Raw genomic sequence first — 16668 nt, forward strand, 5'->3', positions numbered from 1 at the left:
CACAAGCGAAAAAAAGTGAGTGTGTCATTCCTTTTTTGATCGACCTCAAGGGCCCTATCGCCGGCAAGCCAGCTCCCACAGGTTGGACACAGGATTCAGCAATTGTGGAGCTCCCTGTGGGAGCTGGCTTGCCGGCGATGGGCCGCAAAGCGGCCCCGGCATTCTCAAGCCTGAAGCTGCTCAAGAATCCATTCCACCAACGCCCTTACCTTGGGCACCTCCGCCGCATGCTCGGCATACGCCAGGTAATGCGCCCCGGCACTGCGCATCGCATGGTTCCACGGCACCACCAAACTCCCCTCGGCCAGCTCCTTTGCCGCCAGGTAGCGCGGCACCAACGCCACCCCGCACCCGGCCTGCGCCGCGCTCAAGGCCATGTAGAAGGTATCGAAGCGCGGCCCGTGGTAGGCGCTGACGCTCTGCAAGCCCAACTCCAGGAACCACTCGTGCCAGGCCTCGGGCCGCGAGGTGCTCTGCAGCAGCACCATGTCGGCCAGCTCCCCGGCATCGTTCAGTTCACGCCCGGCCAGCAACTCCGGCGCGCACACCGGCACCACCTCCTCACCGAACAGCTCCACGCAGGTGGCCCCTGGCCAGGTGCCCTGGCCATAGAAGAACACCACGTCCGCCGAGCCCTGCAGCAGGGCGAATGGCTCCATCTCGTTGCGGATGTCCAGGTGGATGTTGCTGTGGCGCTTGCCAAAGCCCTTGAGGTGCGGGATCAACCAGCGCACGCCAAAACTCGGCTGAGTGGCTACCTTCAATATCTCGGTCTGCTCGCCGTAGGTGAGCACGTAGCGGCTGGACATATCCACCTGGGTGAGGATCTTGTTGACCTCGGCCAGGTACAGGCTGCCCGCCGGCGTCAGTTGCAGGCGGCGGCGGATACGCAGGAACAGGTGGTGGCGCAGCATGTCTTCAAGCTGCGCCACCTGCTTGCTGACCGCGCTCTGGGTCAGGTGCAGCTCTTCGGCGGCACGGGTAAAGCTCAAATGGCGGGCTGCAGCTTCGAAGCACTGCAGGGCGGTCATGGAGGGCACCAGGCGTTTGGACATAGCGGTCTCTGCGGCTCAAATCATTACCTGACGGAATGATATGCGGAATAAAGGTCGTTTGTTGCACCGGTGTGATCGGATTAATACTGATCCACATCATTTTTCCACCCCATCACCCGATGTAGGAGATGCACAAATGGTTGCTGGACTGCTCGAGCGCCTTGGCGTTGCTGCCGAGGCTTACACCCAGGGCGACTACCCTGTTCACACGCCGATCGACGGCAGCCAGATCGCCTCGGTGAAACTGCTCGGCAAGGCCGAGACCATCGCCCGCATCGATCAGGCCCAGAGCGCCTTCGAAGCCTGGCGCAGCGTGCCGGCCCCGCGCCGCGGCGAGCTGGTGCGCCTGTTCGGCGAAGTGCTGCGTGAGCACAAGGCCGACCTCGGCGAGCTGGTTTCGATCGAAGCCGGCAAGATCACCCAGGAAGGCCTGGGCGAAGTGCAGGAAATGATCGACATCTGCGACTTCGCCGTTGGCCTGTCGCGCCAGCTGTACGGCCTGACCATCGCTTCCGAGCGCCCTGGCCACCACATGCGTGAAACCTGGCACCCGCTGGGCGTGGTCGGCGTGATCAGCGCCTTCAACTTCCCGGTCGCAGTCTGGGCCTGGAACACCGCCCTGGCCCTGGTCGCCGGTAACTCGGTGGTATGGAAACCGTCCGAGAAGACCCCGCTGACAGCCCTGGCCTGCCAGGCGCTGTTCGAAAAAGCCCTGAAAGCCTTTGGTGATGCCCCGGCTGGCCTGGCACAACTGGTGATCGGCGGTCGTGAAGCCGGCGAAGCCATGGTCGACGACCCGCGCGTACCGCTGGTCAGCGCCACCGGCAGCACCCGCATGGGGCGCGAAGTCGGCCCACGTGTGGCTGCCCGCTTCGGCCGCAGCATCCTCGAACTGGGCGGCAACAACGCCATGATCCTGGCCCCGAGCGCCGACCTCGACCTGGCCGTGCGTGGCATCCTGTTCTCCGCAGTGGGCACTGCCGGCCAGCGTTGCACCACCCTGCGCCGCCTGATCGTGCACCGTTCGATCAAGGACGAAGTGGTTGCCCGCGTCAAAGCCGCCTACGGCAAGGTGCGCATCGGTGACCCACGCAAGGACAACCTGGTGGGCCCGCTGATCGACAAGCAGTCGTTCGACGCCATGCAGGGCGCGCTGGCCAAGGCACGCGACGAAGGTGGCCAGGTATTTGGTGGCGAGCGTCAGCTGGCCGACCAGTACCCGAACGCCTACTACGTATCGCCTGCCATCGCCGAAATGCCGGCGCAGAGCGACGTGGTGCGCCACGAAACCTTCGCCCCGATCCTGTACGTGCTGGCCTACGACGACTTCGAAGAGGCCCTGCGCCTGAACAACGAAGTGCCACAAGGCCTGTCGTCGTGCATCTTCACCACCGACATTCGTGAGGCCGAACGCTTCCAGAGCGCCTCGGGCAGCGACTGCGGCATCGCCAACGTCAACATCGGCACCAGCGGCGCCGAGATCGGCGGTGCGTTCGGTGGCGAGAAGGAGACTGGCGGTGGCCGTGAGTCCGGTTCGGATGCCTGGAAAGGCTACATGCGTCGCCAGACCAACACCGTGAACTACTCGCGCGAACTGCCGTTGGCGCAGGGTATCGTGTTCGACTGATGTCCGCAGGCGGGGGCTTTGCCCCCGTTTCGCCGGCAAGCCAGCTCCCACAGTGATCGTAATCTGTGGGAGCTGGCTTGCCGGCGATGGGCTGCAAAGCAGCCCCAACAAGAACAAATTGCTGGAGCCGGGCCATGTCCGAACTGCGTCAAGAATGCTTGTGGGAATTCGTCAGCAAACCGACCGTCGCCGCCCAGGCCCTGGCCGGTGAGCACAAGGCCGATGTCTGCGTGATCGGTGGCGGCATTACCGGCCTGTCGGCGGCCATTCACCTGCTCGAACAGGGCAAGTCGGTGATCCTGCTGGAGGCCTGGAAGATCGGTCACGGTGGCTCCGGGCGCAACGTCGGCCTGGTCAACGCCGGCACCTGGATCCGCCCCGACGATGTCGAGGCCACCCTCGGCCTGCAGCAGGGCAGCCGCCTGAACAAGGTGCTCGGCGAAGCCCCGGCCGAAGTGTTCGCCATGATCGAACGCCTTGGCATCGACTGCCAGGCCCAGCACAAAGGCACGCTGCACATGGCGCACAACGCCACCGGTATCGCCGACCTCGAGGCCCGCCACGAACAATGGCGCCGCCGTGGTGCCGATGTGGAGCTGCTGACCGGCGCCCAATGCCAGGAATACTGCGGCACCGACAAGATTTCCGCCGCGCTGCTCGACCGCCGCGCCGGCACCATCAACCCCATGGGCTACACCCAGGGCCTGGCCGCAGCGGTGGCACGCCTGGGTGGCAAGCTGTTCCAGCAGTCTTCGGTCGAAGGCCTGGAGCGTGACGGCGATGCCTGGCGGGTGAAGACCGCACGTGGTTCGGTGCGCGCCGACAAGGTGGTGATTTCCACCGGCGCCTACACCGAAGGCGACTGGAGCAACCTGCAGAAGCAGTTCTTCCGTGGCTACTACTACCAGGTGGCATCCAAGCCGTTGCAGGGCGCTGCAGCCGACAAGGTGCTGCCACATGGCCAAGGCTCGTGGGACACCCGCACCGTTCTCAGCAGCATCCGTCGCGACGACCAGGGCCGCCTGCTGCTCGGCAGCCTGGGCCGGGTCGACAACAAGCCGGCCTGGTTCGTGCGCAGCTGGGCCGACCGCATCCAGAGCCACTATTACCCGGAGCTGGGCAAGGTCGAGTGGGAAATGCACTGGACCGGCTGCATCGACTTCACCCCGGACCACCTGATGCGCCTGTTCGAACCGGCGCCGGGGCTGGTGGCGGTGACCGGGTACAACGGGCGGGGTAATACTACCGGGACCGTGATTGGCCGGGCGTTTGCCGAGTTCCTGCTGAAGGGGGAGGCGGGCAGCCTGCCGATTCCGTTTTCGCCGATGAAGGGCGTGAGTGCGCCCTCGCTGCGGACTGCGTTCTACGAGTCCGGGTTCTCGCTGTACCACGCGGGGCAATGCTTGAGAGTTGTGTTGTAAATACAGGCCTCTTCGCGGGCATGCCCGCTCCCACAGTGAGTGCTGTGGTGGACATGTGGGAGCGGGCGCGCCCGCGAAGAGGCCGGCACAGGCTTACTTGTGCAACCAGCTGAGAAAGCCGCCCTTCTTGATCGAAACCGGCTTCTGCAGCAACAACGACTCCCGGCTCTGCCGCCGAAACCGTTGCAACTTGCTCAACGCCGTCTGCACATCGCCGCGTTGCACCAGGCAGCTCTTCACCTGTTCCTTGTCGATCCGATACAGCACGCAACCGGTCAGCGTGCGGAACTCGGCCAGCGAGTCCTCTTCGTCGATGATTCCTTCGATCCCCAGCACCTCGCCCGGCCCCATGCGCCCGGCCTCGACAAGCTTGTCGCCATCGCGGATCGACGCCGAAACCACCCCGCTGCCAATCACCAGCAAATGATCGGAATGCTCGCCCACGCCCAGGATTACCTGGTCGGCCAGGTATTCCACCGCCGTCATACGCTGGCTCAACGCATCGCGCTCTTCCGCGCTCAGCGAGCGGAACACCCGCACCTCGTCCAACACCTCGCGCTGGCGGCTGCGTGGTGGCATGGCCAGGTCGGTGTTCCACATCACCCCGTTGGCCTCCAGGTGCCGGTGGGCCAGGTCGAACAGCTGGTTGCGCGCGTCGCCCTTGGCGCCCGCGTCGGCCACGAAGCCACTGGCTTCGTACTCCACTGATTCCAGCGTCGAGGCTTTCACCGTCACCTTTGGTCCTGGTGTTGCAAGAATGGCACTGACGCCTTGCAAGGCCTTTTCCAGCGCATCGAACACCCGCTTGGGCCGCACCTTGGCCGGCACCACCACGCTGATCGACACCCCGTGCACATCGGCAGGGCGGCTGTGGTTGAGCAGCCGGGCCTTGGCCGCCACCGAGTTGGGGATTACCGCCAGGCTTCCGGTGCTGGTGAGAAGGCGGGTGGCACGCCAGTCGATTTCCAGCACCTTGCCTTCGGTGCTGTCGATGGAGATCGAGTCGCCAATCTGATACGGCCGCGTGGTGTTCAGGATGATGCCACTGAACACGTCGGCCAGTGTGCTCTGCAGCGCCAGGCCGATGACGATGGCCATTACCCCCGATGTGGCCAGCAGGCCCTTGACCGGCAACTGCAACACATAGCCTGCGGCAGCGACCACGGCAGCCAGGAAGATCAGCGCCCCCAGCACATCCTGCAGCAAACGCCCGCCATGGCTGCCGCGGGCCACCAGCAACAGGCCGAACACCACCGTCACCGTGCGTGCGCCGAACAGCCACCAGCCGATCGCCAGTACCGTGGCGATCAGGTTGCGCGAGACATCATCGGGCCAGGGTGGTGGTTGCAGCGGGCTCATGCCGGCAGCCACCAGCACCGAGCTGAACAGCAGGAACAGCACCAGCCGCGCGCCGATGCGCCAGGCCCGGTGCTGGAGAGGGATCAGTTGCCAGAGCACGAGGTCGAGCAGGATCAGGGCGGTGCCGAGCAACAACGGGTATGACTGGATGAACGCCAGCATGGTGGTCTCGGGTGAGGGGAGGGCTGTGGGTAGTAATAGAGCAGGTTGGCCGGGCAGGCAATGACAGCCTGTGCCGGCCTCTTCGCGGGCTTGCCCGCTCCCACAGAAGTTGTGCATGAGTTGATGGATACGCGATCCCTGTGGGAGCGGGCAAGCCCGCGAAGAGGTCGGCAAATCCAGTACCAATCAATCGTTCATAAAACAGAACGCTAGAGCCAAAAACCGCTATCTACCGCCAGAAAGGTCATGGTTTTAATCTTCTCCCATCAACGCGAAACACCCAACTTACTGAAAAGATCAAAACCCTTAGGAGCAACGACCATGACCAACTTCAAATACAACCGCCTGAACAAAGACGACGCCGCTGTCCTGCTGGTCGACCACCAGGCTGGCCTGCTGTCCCTGGTCCGCGACATCGAGCCGGACGCGTTCAAGAACAACGTATTGGCCCTGGCCGACCTGGCCAAGTTCTTCAACCTGCCGACCATCCTCACCACCAGCTTCGAACAAGGCCCGAACGGCCCGCTGGTACCAGAGCTGAAAGCCCTGTTCCCGGACGCCCCCTACATCGCCCGCCCAGGCCAGATCAACGCCTGGGACAACGAGGACTTCGTCAAGGCGGTGAAGGCCACCGGCAAGAAGCAGCTGATCATCGCCGGCGTGGTGACCGAAGTGTGCGTAGCCTTCCCGGCGCTGTCGGCCCTGGAAGAAGAGTTCGAAGTGTTCGTGGTCACCGATGCCTCCGGCACCTTCAACGCCATGACCCGCGACGCCGCCCACGACCGCATGAGCCAGGCCGGCGCACAACTGATGACCTGGTTCGGTGTGGCCTGTGAGCTGCACCGCGACTGGCGCAACGACATCGAAGGCCTGGCCGCGCTGTGCTCCAACCACATCCCGGACTACCGCAACCTGATCACCAGCTACAACGCTTTCAACGCCAACAAGTAAGCCAGATGCGCGGGCACCGCCAGCCGGTGCCCGCCAAGGCAGCACACCTGTCCAATCCAGCGCCCGTCCGCCGTTGCACAGTGGATGCGGGCAAGCTCATCCCAAGGAACGCCGATGAACACCGCACCCCAAGACAACCGCAATGTCGTGACCCTGGTCATCCAGCACAAGGTTCGCGCCGCTTCGCTGGCGGCCTACGAAGCATGGCTCAAGCGCACGGTCAGCACTGCGCGCCGCCAGCCGGGGCACCTGGACGTCAACGTCATCCGCCCTGACGACGGCGGGCTGCATTTCACCACCGTGGTGCGCTTCGCCGATGCCAGCCTGCTGCAAGCCTGGGTCAACTCGGCCGAGCGCCAGACACTGGTCAGCGAAGTACTGCCGCTGCTCGAAGGCGGTGACCACACCCAGGTGCACGACGACCCGGAATTCTGGTTCACCCCGCCGAGCACCACCGCAGCGCAACCGCCGCGCTGGAAGCAGGCGCTGCTGACCTACCTGGTGATCTGCCCGATGACCATGATCATTCCACAACTGCTGGCGCCGCTGTTCGCACGCTTCCCGCAGCTGGGTGGCGCGATTACCAGCAACCTGATCGTCAACCTGTTCGTCATCCTGCCCGTGGTGTTCTACATCATGCCTTGGGTAACCCGCCGCTGCGCCAACTGGCTGCGTGGCTGAGCCAGGCCTTTACCTCGACATTTTCAAGGAGATACCGACATGAGCACGTTCGTTACCCGCGATGGCACTTCGATCTACTTCAAGGACTGGGGCAGCGGCAAACCTGTGCTGTTCAGCCACGGCTGGCCACTGGATGCCGACATGTGGGATTCGCAGATGGAATTCCTGGCCAGCCGCGGCTACCGCGCCATCGCCTTCGACCGCCGTGGTTTCGGCCGTTCGAGCCAGCCATGGAATGGCTACGACTACGACACCTTCGCCGATGACATCGCCCAGCTGATCGAACACCTCGACCTGCGCGACGTGACCTTGGTGGGCTTCTCGATGGGTGGCGGCGACGTCAGCCGCTACATCGCCCGCCACGGCAGCGAGCGGGTGGCCGGGCTGGTGCTGCTGGGCGCGGTGACGCCGGTGTTCGGCAAGCGTGACGACAACCCTGAAGGTGTCGACCTGTCGGTGTTCGAGGGTATCCGCGCCGGCCTGCGTGCCGACCGGGCGCAGTTCATCGCCGATTTCGCCGCGCCGTTCTATGGCATCAACCATGGGCAGCAGGTGTCCCAGGGGGTGCAGACCCAGACCTTGAACATTGCGCTGATGGCATCGATCAAGGGCACTTTGGATTGCGTGACGGCGTTTTCCGAAACCGACTTCCGTCCGGATATGGCCAAGATCGATGTGCCGACCCTGGTGATCCACGGTGACGACGACCAGATCGTGCCGTTCGAGAGCACCGGCAAGCAGGCGGCGGAGCTGATTCGCGGGGCTGAGCTGAAGGTGTACGCGGGGGCGCCGCACGGGTTTGCGGTGACTCATGCACAGCAACTGAACGAGGACCTGCTGGCGTTCCTTCAGCAGTAATTGTGGGAGGCATTCGCGGGCACGCCCGCTCCCACAGGGAAATCACAGGTTTTAAATGCTGTGCAGTACCTGTGGGAGCGGGCGTGCCCGCGAAGAGGCCAGCCCAGGCAGCACAAATGCTGAACAGGGCTAACCTTCAACCACCCACCGCACATCCATCCAAGCCTTGCCCCTACACCAACCGGCATGCTCCGCAGTTGCGCCTGCCCGCTGCCGCACCAGACGGAGAACCCCATGTCCCAGGACCGCAACGACAAGACCCGTCGCCAGTTCCTCGCCACCAGTACCGTGCTCGGTGCCGCCGGCGCGCTCTGGTCCGCATTGCCTTTTACCGGTTCCGCCGGTTCCGCTCACGCATCCACCCAAGGAGGTTCCATGACCGCCGATCTGATTCTGTTCAACGGCAAACTGCATACCGTTGATCGTGAAAAGCCCACCGCGACCGCCGTCGCCATCAAGGATGGCCGTTTCATCGCCGTGGGCAACGACGCCGAAGCCATGGCCCACAAGGGCGCCACAACACAGATCATCGACCTCAAGCAGCGCACGGTCATCCCTGGCCTGAACGACTCGCACCTGCACCTGATCCGTGGTGGCCTGAACTACAACTTGGAGCTGCGCTGGGAAGGCGTGCCTTCGGTGGCCGATGCTCTGCGCATGCTCAAGGACCAGGCCGCGCGTACGCCGACCCCGCAGTGGGTGCGCGTGGTCGGCGGCTGGAACGAGTTCCAGTTCGCCGAAAAACGCATGCCCACCCTGGAAGAAATCAACCAGGCCGCGCCTGACACCCCGGTATTTCTGCTGCACCTGTATGACCGCGCATTGCTCAACCGCGCCGCGCTCAAGGCCGTCGGCTACACCAAGGATACGCCCAACCCGCCGGGCGGCGAGATCCAGCGTGACAAGTTCGGCAACCCGACCGGCATGCTCATCGCCCGCCCCAACGCGATGATCCTCTACGCCACCCTGGCCAAGGGGCCGAAGCTGCCGCTGGAATACCAGGTCAACTCCACCCGCCAGTTCATGCGCGAGCTCAACCGCCTGGGCCTGACCAGCGCCATCGATGCCGGTGGTGGCTACCAGAACTACCCGGACGACTATCAGGTGATCCAGGAGCTGGCCGACAACAACCAGCTGACCGTGCGCATTGCCTACAACCTGTTCACCCAGAAGCCCAAGGAAGAGCTGGACGACTTCCGCAAGTGGACCTCCAGCGTGAAGCTGCACAGCGGTACCGACTTCCTGCGCCACAATGGCGCCGGCGAGATGCTGGTGTTCTCCGCCGCCGACTTCGAGGACTTCCTCGAACCGCGCCCGGACCTGCCGCAAACCATGGAACAAGAGCTGGAGCCGGTGGTGCGCCACTTGGTCGAACAGCGCTGGCCGTTCCGCCTGCATGCCACCTACAACGAATCGATCACGCGCATGCTCGACGTGTTCGAGAAGGTCAACCGGGACATCCCGTTCAATGGCCTGCCGTGGTTCTTCGACCACGCCGAAACCATCACCCCGCAGAACATCGAGCGTGTGCGTGCACTGGGCGGCGGTATCGCCATCCAGGACCGCATGGCCTTCCAGGGTGAGTATTTCGTCGACCGCTACGGTGCCAAGGCCGCCGAGCAGACCCCGCCGATCAAGCGCATGCTCGACATGGGCGTGCCGGTGGGCGCCGGTACCGACGCCACCCGCGTGTCCAGCTACAACCCGTGGACTTCGCTGTACTGGCTGGTCAGCGGCAAGACCGTCGGTGGCATGGAACTGTACCCGGAAGGCCTCAGCCGTGACACCGCGCTGCAGCTGTTCACCCAGGGCAGCGCCTGGTTCTCCAGCGAGCAGGGCAAGAAAGGCCAGATCAAGGTGGGCCAGCTGGCCGACCTGGCGGCGCTGTCGCTGGACTTCTTCAGTGTCGATGAAGAGGCGATCAAGGGCATCGAGTCGGTGCTGACGGTGGTCGACGGCAAGGTGGTGTATGGCGCGGCGGAATTCGACAAGCTTGGCCCGCCCCAGGTGCCAGTGCTGCCGGAGTGGTCGCCGGTGACCAAGGTGCCCGGCCACTGGCGCGTGGGCACGCCGTCGCTGGCAGCGGTGGCGCACCAGTGTGTCGGGCCTTGCGGGGTGCATGCGCACAGCCATGAGAAGGCACGGCATTCGAATGTGCCGGTGAATGACTTCCAGGGCTTCTGGGGGGCGTTGGGTTGTTCGTGCTTTGCTTTCTAAGCTGAGCTGATGTGAAAAGGGGGGCCAGTTATTGGCCCCCCTTTTTTGTTCCTTCAGTGCTGGCCTCTTCGCGGGCTCGCCCGCTCCCACAGGTACATCACAGCCCTCAGGCTCTGTGCGATCCCTGTGGGAGCGGGCGAGCCCGCGAAGAGGCCGGAAAAACCAACATCAATGGTGAGCCTTGTGCTCAGCTCCAGCCAACAGATGCCGAATCTTCACTTCCACTCCATCGGTCTGCAGCATCCGCACCCTGGCCTCGATCTTCAGCTCACCCCGGGTTACCCGGTGGTGATGCCGCAAATGCTCCAGCCACGATTCCTCGAAGAAGAACTCCAGCCACAACGCCGGGTCCGCACTGTCGCGCATCAACCCCCACGACAACGCGCCATTGCGCTTGCGCATCGCCTCCAGCTCCCGCGCTGCCTGCTGGAACGCCTCGGCCTTGGCCGGGTCGATGTGGTATTCCACGGTGACCATCACCGGCCCGCTTTCCTTGTCCATGGCGTCGCTCAGCAGCGGCACCGGCCAATGCAGTGACGGCGTCAGCTCCTCGGCTGCGGTTTCCGGCAGCGTCACCTTGCAAGTCAGCAGCGTGCCCAGTGCCAGGCCTCCTGCGGCCAGCAGCAGGCTCAAGGTGATGGTTGCATGGCTGGCCAGCGTGCCCCACAGCAACCCGCCACCGGCCATGGCACCAAAGAAGATCAGGATGTACACCGACAGCGCCCGCGCCCGTACCCAGGCCGGCACCGAGGTCTGCGCCGCCACCTGCAGGTTGGACAGCACGGCAATCCACGCCGCGCCGCTAAGCAGCATTGCCGGCAGCAGCACATAGAAGTTGCGCACCAGCGCCAGGGCCAGCAAGAACAGGGCATACAGCAGGCTGGCCAGCAGCACCAGGCGGTCGCGGCTGATGCGTTCGCGCAGGCGTGGCAGCAAGGTGGCGCCGGCCACCGCGCCGATGCCGATGGCCGCCAGCAGCAGGCCGAAATCGGCGGCGGTGCCATGCATCTCGCCACGCACGATCAACGGCAGCAGCGAGGTGCCGGCGCTGGCGCAGAAAAAGAATGCCAAGGCGCGCAATATCACCGCCTGCAAGGGCTTGGCACTGCGCGCGAAACGCAGCCCGGTGCGCATGGCGCCGACGAAGCGCTCGGCCGGCAGCAGTGGCTCCTTCACCTCGCGCTTCCACAGGAACAGCACCAGGATCACCCCGGCGAACGAGATGGCATTCAGGGCGAAGGTCAGCCACGGGCCGACCATGCTCACCACCACGCCCGCCAAAGCCGGGCCGATGGCGCGCGACACATTGATACCGACACTGGAAAGTGCCACCGCGTTGGCCAGGTCGTCCTTGCCCACCAGTTCCGGTGTCAGCGCGCTCCAGGCCGGCATCATCAGTGCCGTGCCGATGCCCAACGCCAGGGTAAGCACCAGCAGCAGGGTGACGTTCATCAGCCCGAGCAGGGTCAGGGCCGCCAGCACCACGGCCACCGAAGACATCCACAGTTGCACCAGCAACAGGTAGCGGCGCTTGTCGACGATATCCGCCGCCGCGCCGGCCGGCAGGGCGAGGAAGAACATCGGTAGCGAGCCGGCTACCTGGATCAGGGCCACATGCAGCGGGCTGGCCGACAGCGTGGTCATCAGCCAGCCGGCGCCCACCTCATGCATCCAGGTGCCGATGTTGGAAGCGATGGTGGCGATCCACAGCATGCGGAAGGTGGCGTTGCGCAACGGGCTCCAGGCGCCTGAAGGGGTCGTGCTCATGTCAGAAGCTGCCTTTGAGTGGGTATTCGATGATCAGGTAGATCCGGTCGATGTCATCGCCGGCCTGGGCCTGGTTGGCGCGGTGGCTGACGTGGGAAATCGACAGGCTCAGGTCCTTGGCGGCGCCCGACTGCACCACGTATTTCAGGTCGATGTCGCGCTCCCAGTGCTTGCCGCCGTCGCCGTACTGGCCCACATAGGCGCCGCCTGCCGGGGCATGGCTGCCGTCGATGCCACGGCCGCTGACGTAGCGGCCCATCAGGCTCAGGCCGGGGGCGCCGAGGGTGGCGAAGTCGAGGTCGTAGCGCAGTTGCCACGAGCGCTCGCCGGGGCCGTTGAAGTCGGCGTACTTGATCGAGTTGGCCAGGTAGATGGAGTCACCGCCGACGAAGTCGAACGGGGTATCGCCCTCGACCTTCTGGTAGGCCAGGCTCAGCGCCTGGGCGCCAAAGCTGTACCTGGCCAGCAGGCTGTAGGCGAGGGTGTCGATTGCCCCGGCACTGGCATTGCCGGTGTCGCGGGTCTTGTACAGGTTGCCGTCCAGGCGCCAGTTGCCCTCGGCCAGGTTCAGGTTGAGGTAGGCCTGGCGCCAGGTGTCCTCCAGCTGGCCTGCGTACAGTGCGCCGCCGAATGGCCCGTCGGGTGCTAACGCGGCGCCCGCCAGGCTGATGGCACGGTTGTCGGTGGTAGCGCCGTAGCCGCTGAAGTCATCATGGCTGGAGCTGTTGTCCTGGTTGTTGAAGGCGGTGAAGTGCCCGGCCTGCAGGCGCCAGTCGGGCAGATCGGTGTTGTCCAGGAACCAGCCGGTGGCGTACTCCGGGTGCAGGCGTTTGTCGCTGGTGTCGAATACCGGGGTTTCCACGGTCATTTCGCCGTAGCGCAGTTGGGTGTTGCCCAGGCGCAGCTTTAGTGAGGCGCCGGCGCTGGAGTAGTCGGACTCGGCGCGGCCATCGCTGTCGCGCGGCATCAGGCCGGTGCCGGCATGGCCGCGGCCGCCGTCCAGCTTGAGGCCGAGAAAACCATGGGCATCGATGCCGACGCCGAGTGCGCCCTCGGTGAAGCTGGAACGGATTTCGCCAATGAAGCCCTGAGCCCATTCCTGGCGGTAGTTCTGGCCACTGCCGGAGGGCGAGCGGAAGTCGCTGTGCAGGAAGTAGTTGCGGCTGAGCAGCGACCAGCCGGGCTCTTCGGCCTGGCTGAGCGCCGGGCACAGGGCGAGGGTGGCGAGCAGGGCGCGGCCTGGTCCGTGAGTGGCGCGGATCATGAGGGCTCCGGGAGGGATGATCCGGGAATGTGGATGAAGGATAGGCCAGGGGTCTTGTATGTGTGTGCTCTGGCTGGTCTTGCCTGTGCCGGCCTCTTCGCGGGCTCGCCCGCTCCCACAGGTTCACCGCAGGCTCTGAACCCTGTGCAATACCTGTGGGAGCGGGCGAGCCCGCGAAGAGGCCGGTACAGCCAACCCAGAACTCAAGCCATGTCGCTGATCGCAAACTCCTCGGCCAGATGATCGATCAGCGCCCGCACCGACGGCAGCAACCCCCGCCGCGACGGGAAGATCGCATGCACGATACCGCAACGCGGGTGCCATTCCGGCAACAACTCCACCAGCCGCCCCGCCGCCAGGTCTTCACGCACCGCCACCCGCGGCAGGTGCGCAATACCCACCCCGGCCACCACGAAATGGCGCAGGGCGAACAGGTCGTCCGTCACCATGCGCGGTGTGTGCGGGATGACGATGCTGCGGCTGCTGTCCTCGCCCTGGAACAGCTCCCACTGGTACTCACGCTGGGCGCTGCCCCAATGCAGGCTCGGCAGCGTGCCGAGCAGCTGCGGGTCGAAGCCCTTGGGCAACTGCTCCAGGTACTGCGGCTGGCCGACCAGGCACTGGGTACTGTTGCTCAGTACCTTCATCACCATGTCGGTGTTCTCCAGCGGTGGAAAGCGCACCCGCAGGGCGATGTCGAAACCCTCGTGCAGCAGGTCGACGCGGCGGTTGGTGCTCTCGATGAACAGCTCCACCTGCGGGTACTTGAGCATGTAGCGGGTCAGCATCGGCCCGACCCAGGAATTGAGCAGGGTGGTCGGGCAACTGATACGCACCAGGCCGCGCGGTTCGCTGCGGTTGCGCTCGATGATCTCCGCCGCGCCCTCGGCCTCCACGCGCATGGCCAGGCAGCGGTTGTAGTAGGCCTGGCCGATCTCGGTGAGCGAACAATGGCGGCTGGTGCGGTGCAGCAGACGCACGCCCAGGCGGTCTTCGAGATCGGCGATGCGCCGGCTTAGCTTCGACTTGGGCATGTCCAGCGCCCGGCCAGCCGGGGCGAAGCCGCCGTGCTCGACTACCTGGGTGAAGTAGTAGAGGGAGTTGAGGTCTTCCAATGATCGGTCTCCGGATTGTTGGCTGCCTGTACTGGCCTCTTCGCGGGCACGCCCGCTCCCACAGGGATCGCACAAGATTCAAAGCCAGTGCAGTAGCTGTGGGAGCGGGCGTGCCCGCGAAGAGGCCAGTAAATCCAGCGCCAATCTATCGTTCATAAAACGGAACGCTAAAGCCAAATTCTGCTATCTACCGCCACAAAGGTGGTGATTTTAATCTGTGCCCATCAACGCGAAACACCCCCGAATGCTGAAAAATTCATAACCCTTAGGAGCACGGACCATGAGCAAATTCACCTACAACCGCCTGAACAAAGACGACGCCGCTGTCCTGCTGGTCGACCACCAGGCTGGCCTGCTGTCCCTGGTCCGTGACATCGAGCCGGACAAGTTCAAGAACAACGTACTGGCCCTGGCCGACCTGGCCAAGTTCTTCAACCTGCCGACCATCCTCACCACCAGCTTCGAGCAAGGCCCCAACGGCCCGCTGGTACCAGAGCTGAAAGCCCTGTTCCCGGACGCCCCGTACATCGCCCGCCCAGGCCAGATCAACGCCTGGGACAATGAAGACTTCGTCAAGGCGGTGAAGGCCACTGGCAAGAAACAGCTGATCATTGCTGGCGTGGTGACTGAGGTCTGTGTAGCGTTCCCGGCGCTGTCGGCCCTGGAAGAAGAGTTCGAAGTGTTCGTGGTGACCGATGCTTCTGGCACCTTCAACGAAATGACCCGCGATGCTGCCCATGACCGCATGAGCCGCGCCGGCGCGCAAATGATGACCTGGTTCGGCGTGGCCTGTGAGCTGCACCGCGACTGGCGCAACGACATCGAAGGGCTGGCGGCGCTGTGCTCCAACCACATTCCGGATTATCGCAACCTGATTACCAGCTACAACGCGCTGACTGCGGGTAAGTAACACCAAGTAATCTGATGGATGGCTTCCGCAAGGGGGCCATCGTTGACTTGGTCCAGGAGTGTTGTTAGCGTTTCACCTGAGCGCGAAACCAGCTGCCATTCAGCGGCAATAGCTGGTGTAGGAACCCCGTCGATGGCTGAATCATCAGCGTCGGGTGAGACCTCCACACCCCGGCTTGAGGGTGTGTATATGAATATCAAGCACGAGCACAGGGCCACTGGTGACAGTGGCCCTTTTCTTTGCTCGGCAGATAAGCGTACCGCTTGTAGAGCAGTTTGCCGTGGCGATGCTTATTCAGTGCCTTTGCATCGCACTGCATGAAATTCCACAGCATTTTGCCGTTATCGAGTGTCACGACCACCAGTATCTGCCGCTTGGTCTCGTACACGCCAATGAACGCCAGCCTGTAGGTGTCATTGGTGTAGGCGACCTGCCATACCTCAAATGGTCCGATCAGCGTATCCAGAGCTACTTTTACATAGCGTTCCCGGGCGTCTTGTCGCTTCTCGACGATGTGATGGATACAACTGCGTTGAATCTGGATGTCGCCCATTGGAGTTATGACGGTTACTACGCTGGCTTCTTCACTGTTCAAACCCAGATGCTGCGCAGCAAGTTCGATTGCTGCTTCATGCGAATCGGCAGCAGCCAATTCTTCGATAGCCCGTGTACGCCATTCACGCGCGAGCGTTCTGAGGTCGGGTAGTTGTTCGTCCAGCCAAGTGTTCTGGCCTTTTTTCTCGGCGACTTTCGCGGTGGGGTTGTTGGGGCTCAATGCGATACCTGGCTGCGATCAGTGCGGCCAAGTGAGCCTAGGGAGAAGGGTTTCCTCGAACAATCAGACGGGGATTGACCCGTTTTGTAGGGCGTTTCCTATATTGAGGCGGAGCAGGCCGGTTACCGCAGCCTGCTCTGTGCAAATGCAATGCACTTCAACTTACAGGCTGCGACTCAATCCCATCCAGCAATGCCTCAACCAACCCTTCTGCCATTTCGAGCGCATTCAGGTTGCTCCAGAACAGGCTCTTGCCGGTTTCATCCAGGTGTTCCAGGGCTTTGTAGCCACAGTCGTAGGCACCGCGCAGGTACTGGGCGACATGAACCAGGGCGTCGTGGGCAGAGACGCCTGGGTTTACTGTGAACAAAGGTGGATGGCCGGCATCGCAGCGGCTGAAAGCGCGCTCTTTGGTGTCGGGAAGAGGTGGATTGGGGACAATTTTTTTCATTGCAGTGACCTCACAAGGTTGTCCTGCAACCATCCGTTTCCACACGAAGGGTGGC

At 63.7% G+C, this 16668-nt stretch carries 14 protein-coding genes; 7 read left to right on the plus strand and 7 right to left on the minus strand.

The genetic code is table 11. From position 1 onward, the window contains the following. Positions 1–164 precede the first annotated feature (164 nt). Entirely contained in the window at positions 165–1055 is an 891-nt protein-coding gene (locus tag CAG22_RS00695; RefSeq protein ID WP_085704002.1) for a LysR family transcriptional regulator, read from the minus strand. A gap of 136 nt (positions 1056–1191) precedes the next feature. On the opposite strand from CAG22_RS00695, the gene CAG22_RS00700 reads away from it, so the two are divergent. Both CAG22_RS00700 and CAG22_RS00705 read left to right on the plus strand, forming a co-directional pair. Further along, a complete protein-coding gene (locus CAG22_RS00700; protein WP_003253547.1) occupies positions 1192–2682 on the plus strand; it encodes an aldehyde dehydrogenase family protein in 1491 nt (496 codons plus the stop codon). 134 nt (positions 2683–2816) lie between these two features. Then, positions 2817–4103 carry an FAD-binding oxidoreductase gene (locus tag CAG22_RS00705; RefSeq protein ID WP_013974769.1) on the plus strand — a complete coding sequence of 429 codons (1287 nt, stop codon included), beginning with the start codon at positions 2817–2819 and terminating at the stop codon, positions 4101–4103. Between the two features lie 93 nt (positions 4104–4196). On the opposite strand, the gene CAG22_RS00710 is transcribed toward CAG22_RS00705, so the two are convergent. After that, positions 4197–5624: a mechanosensitive ion channel family protein gene (locus tag CAG22_RS00710; protein ID WP_085704005.1), complete on the minus strand. Its 1428-nt coding sequence runs from the start codon at positions 5622–5624 to the stop codon at positions 4197–4199. Positions 5625–5945: 321 nt separating this feature from the next. Between CAG22_RS00710 and ycaC (CAG22_RS00715) the strand changes: the two genes are divergently transcribed. The 4 genes from ycaC (CAG22_RS00715) to CAG22_RS00735 all read left to right on the plus strand — a co-directional run bounded on the left by ycaC (CAG22_RS00715) (position 5946) and on the right by CAG22_RS00735 (position 10331). Further along, on the plus strand, positions 5946–6575 hold the full coding sequence (ycaC, locus tag CAG22_RS00715) for an isochorismate family cysteine hydrolase YcaC (RefSeq protein ID WP_085691498.1): 630 nt from the start codon (positions 5946–5948) through the stop codon (positions 6573–6575). Between the two features lie 114 nt (positions 6576–6689). Then, positions 6690–7256, plus strand: coding sequence for an antibiotic biosynthesis monooxygenase (locus tag CAG22_RS00720; protein WP_085704008.1), 567 nt, complete (start codon positions 6690–6692; stop codon positions 7254–7256). 39 nt (positions 7257–7295) lie between these two features. Beyond that, positions 7296–8114, plus strand: a complete 819-nt coding sequence (locus CAG22_RS00725) for an alpha/beta fold hydrolase (protein WP_025341089.1) — start codon at positions 7296–7298, stop codon at positions 8112–8114. Positions 8115–8489: 375 nt separating this feature from the next. Beyond that, positions 8490–10331, plus strand: a complete 1842-nt coding sequence (locus tag CAG22_RS00735) for an amidohydrolase (protein ID WP_038410295.1) — start codon at positions 8490–8492, stop codon at positions 10329–10331. 168 nt (positions 10332–10499) lie between these two features. On the opposite strand, the gene CAG22_RS00740 is transcribed toward CAG22_RS00735, so the two are convergent. The 3 genes from CAG22_RS00740 to CAG22_RS00755 all read right to left on the minus strand — a co-directional run bounded on the left by CAG22_RS00740 (position 10500) and on the right by CAG22_RS00755 (position 14477). After that, positions 10500–12098, minus strand: coding sequence for an MFS transporter (locus tag CAG22_RS00740; protein ID WP_085704010.1), 1599 nt, complete (start codon positions 12096–12098; stop codon positions 10500–10502). Position 12099: 1 nt separating this feature from the next. Beyond that, the gene (locus CAG22_RS00745) at positions 12100–13362 is read right to left on the minus strand and encodes an OprD family porin (RefSeq protein WP_085704013.1); all 1263 of its coding nucleotides are present in this window, start codon (positions 13360–13362) and stop codon (positions 12100–12102) included. 203 nt (positions 13363–13565) lie between these two features. Beyond that, positions 13566–14477 carry a LysR substrate-binding domain-containing protein gene (locus CAG22_RS00755; RefSeq protein WP_075046740.1) on the minus strand — a complete coding sequence of 304 codons (912 nt, stop codon included), beginning with the start codon at positions 14475–14477 and terminating at the stop codon, positions 13566–13568. Positions 14478–14757: 280 nt separating this feature from the next. On the opposite strand from CAG22_RS00755, the gene ycaC (CAG22_RS00760) reads away from it, so the two are divergent. Beyond that, entirely contained in the window at positions 14758–15387 is a 630-nt protein-coding gene (gene ycaC / locus CAG22_RS00760; RefSeq protein WP_013974760.1) for an isochorismate family cysteine hydrolase YcaC, read from the plus strand. 196 nt (positions 15388–15583) lie between these two features. On the opposite strand, the gene CAG22_RS28430 is transcribed toward ycaC (CAG22_RS00760), so the two are convergent. Next, complete coding sequence (locus CAG22_RS28430) at positions 15584–16162, minus strand: PBECR2 nuclease fold domain-containing protein (RefSeq protein WP_170929251.1); 579 nt, start codon at positions 16160–16162, stop codon at positions 15584–15586. A gap of 157 nt (positions 16163–16319) precedes the next feature. Continuing rightward, complete coding sequence (locus tag CAG22_RS00770) at positions 16320–16613, minus strand: hypothetical protein (RefSeq protein ID WP_085601142.1); 294 nt, start codon at positions 16611–16613, stop codon at positions 16320–16322. Positions 16614–16668 lie beyond the last annotated feature (55 nt).

The organism is Pseudomonas sp. B8(2017) (assembly GCF_002113575.1).
Lineage (GTDB): Bacteria > Pseudomonadota > Gammaproteobacteria > Pseudomonadales > Pseudomonadaceae > Aquipseudomonas > Aquipseudomonas putida_Z.

Bases quoted from the DNA above. Each gene is read 5' to 3' on its own strand.
- CAG22_RS00695 (WP_085704002.1), bottom strand. From the start codon at position 1,055: ATGTCCAAACGCCTGGTGCCCTCCATGACCGCCCTGCAGTGCTTCGAA.
- CAG22_RS00700 (WP_003253547.1), top strand. From the start codon at position 1,192: ATGGTTGCTGGACTGCTCGAGCGCCTTGGCGTTGCTGCCGAGGCTTAC.
- CAG22_RS00705 (WP_013974769.1), top strand. From the start codon at position 2,817: ATGTCCGAACTGCGTCAAGAATGCTTGTGGGAATTCGTCAGCAAACCG.
- CAG22_RS00710 (WP_085704005.1), bottom strand. From the start codon at position 5,624: ATGCTGGCGTTCATCCAGTCATACCCGTTGTTGCTCGGCACCGCCCTG.
- ycaC (WP_085691498.1), top strand. From the start codon at position 5,946: ATGACCAACTTCAAATACAACCGCCTGAACAAAGACGACGCCGCTGTC.
- CAG22_RS00720 (WP_085704008.1), top strand. From the start codon at position 6,690: ATGAACACCGCACCCCAAGACAACCGCAATGTCGTGACCCTGGTCATC.
- CAG22_RS00725 (WP_025341089.1), top strand. From the start codon at position 7,296: ATGAGCACGTTCGTTACCCGCGATGGCACTTCGATCTACTTCAAGGAC.
- CAG22_RS00735 (WP_038410295.1), top strand. From the start codon at position 8,490: ATGACCGCCGATCTGATTCTGTTCAACGGCAAACTGCATACCGTTGAT.
- CAG22_RS00740 (WP_085704010.1), bottom strand. From the start codon at position 12,098: ATGAGCACGACCCCTTCAGGCGCCTGGAGCCCGTTGCGCAACGCCACC.
- CAG22_RS00745 (WP_085704013.1), bottom strand. From the start codon at position 13,362: ATGATCCGCGCCACTCACGGACCAGGCCGCGCCCTGCTCGCCACCCTC.
- ycaC (WP_013974760.1), top strand. From the start codon at position 14,758: ATGAGCAAATTCACCTACAACCGCCTGAACAAAGACGACGCCGCTGTC.
- CAG22_RS00770 (WP_085601142.1), bottom strand. From the start codon at position 16,613: ATGAAAAAAATTGTCCCCAATCCACCTCTTCCCGACACCAAAGAGCGC.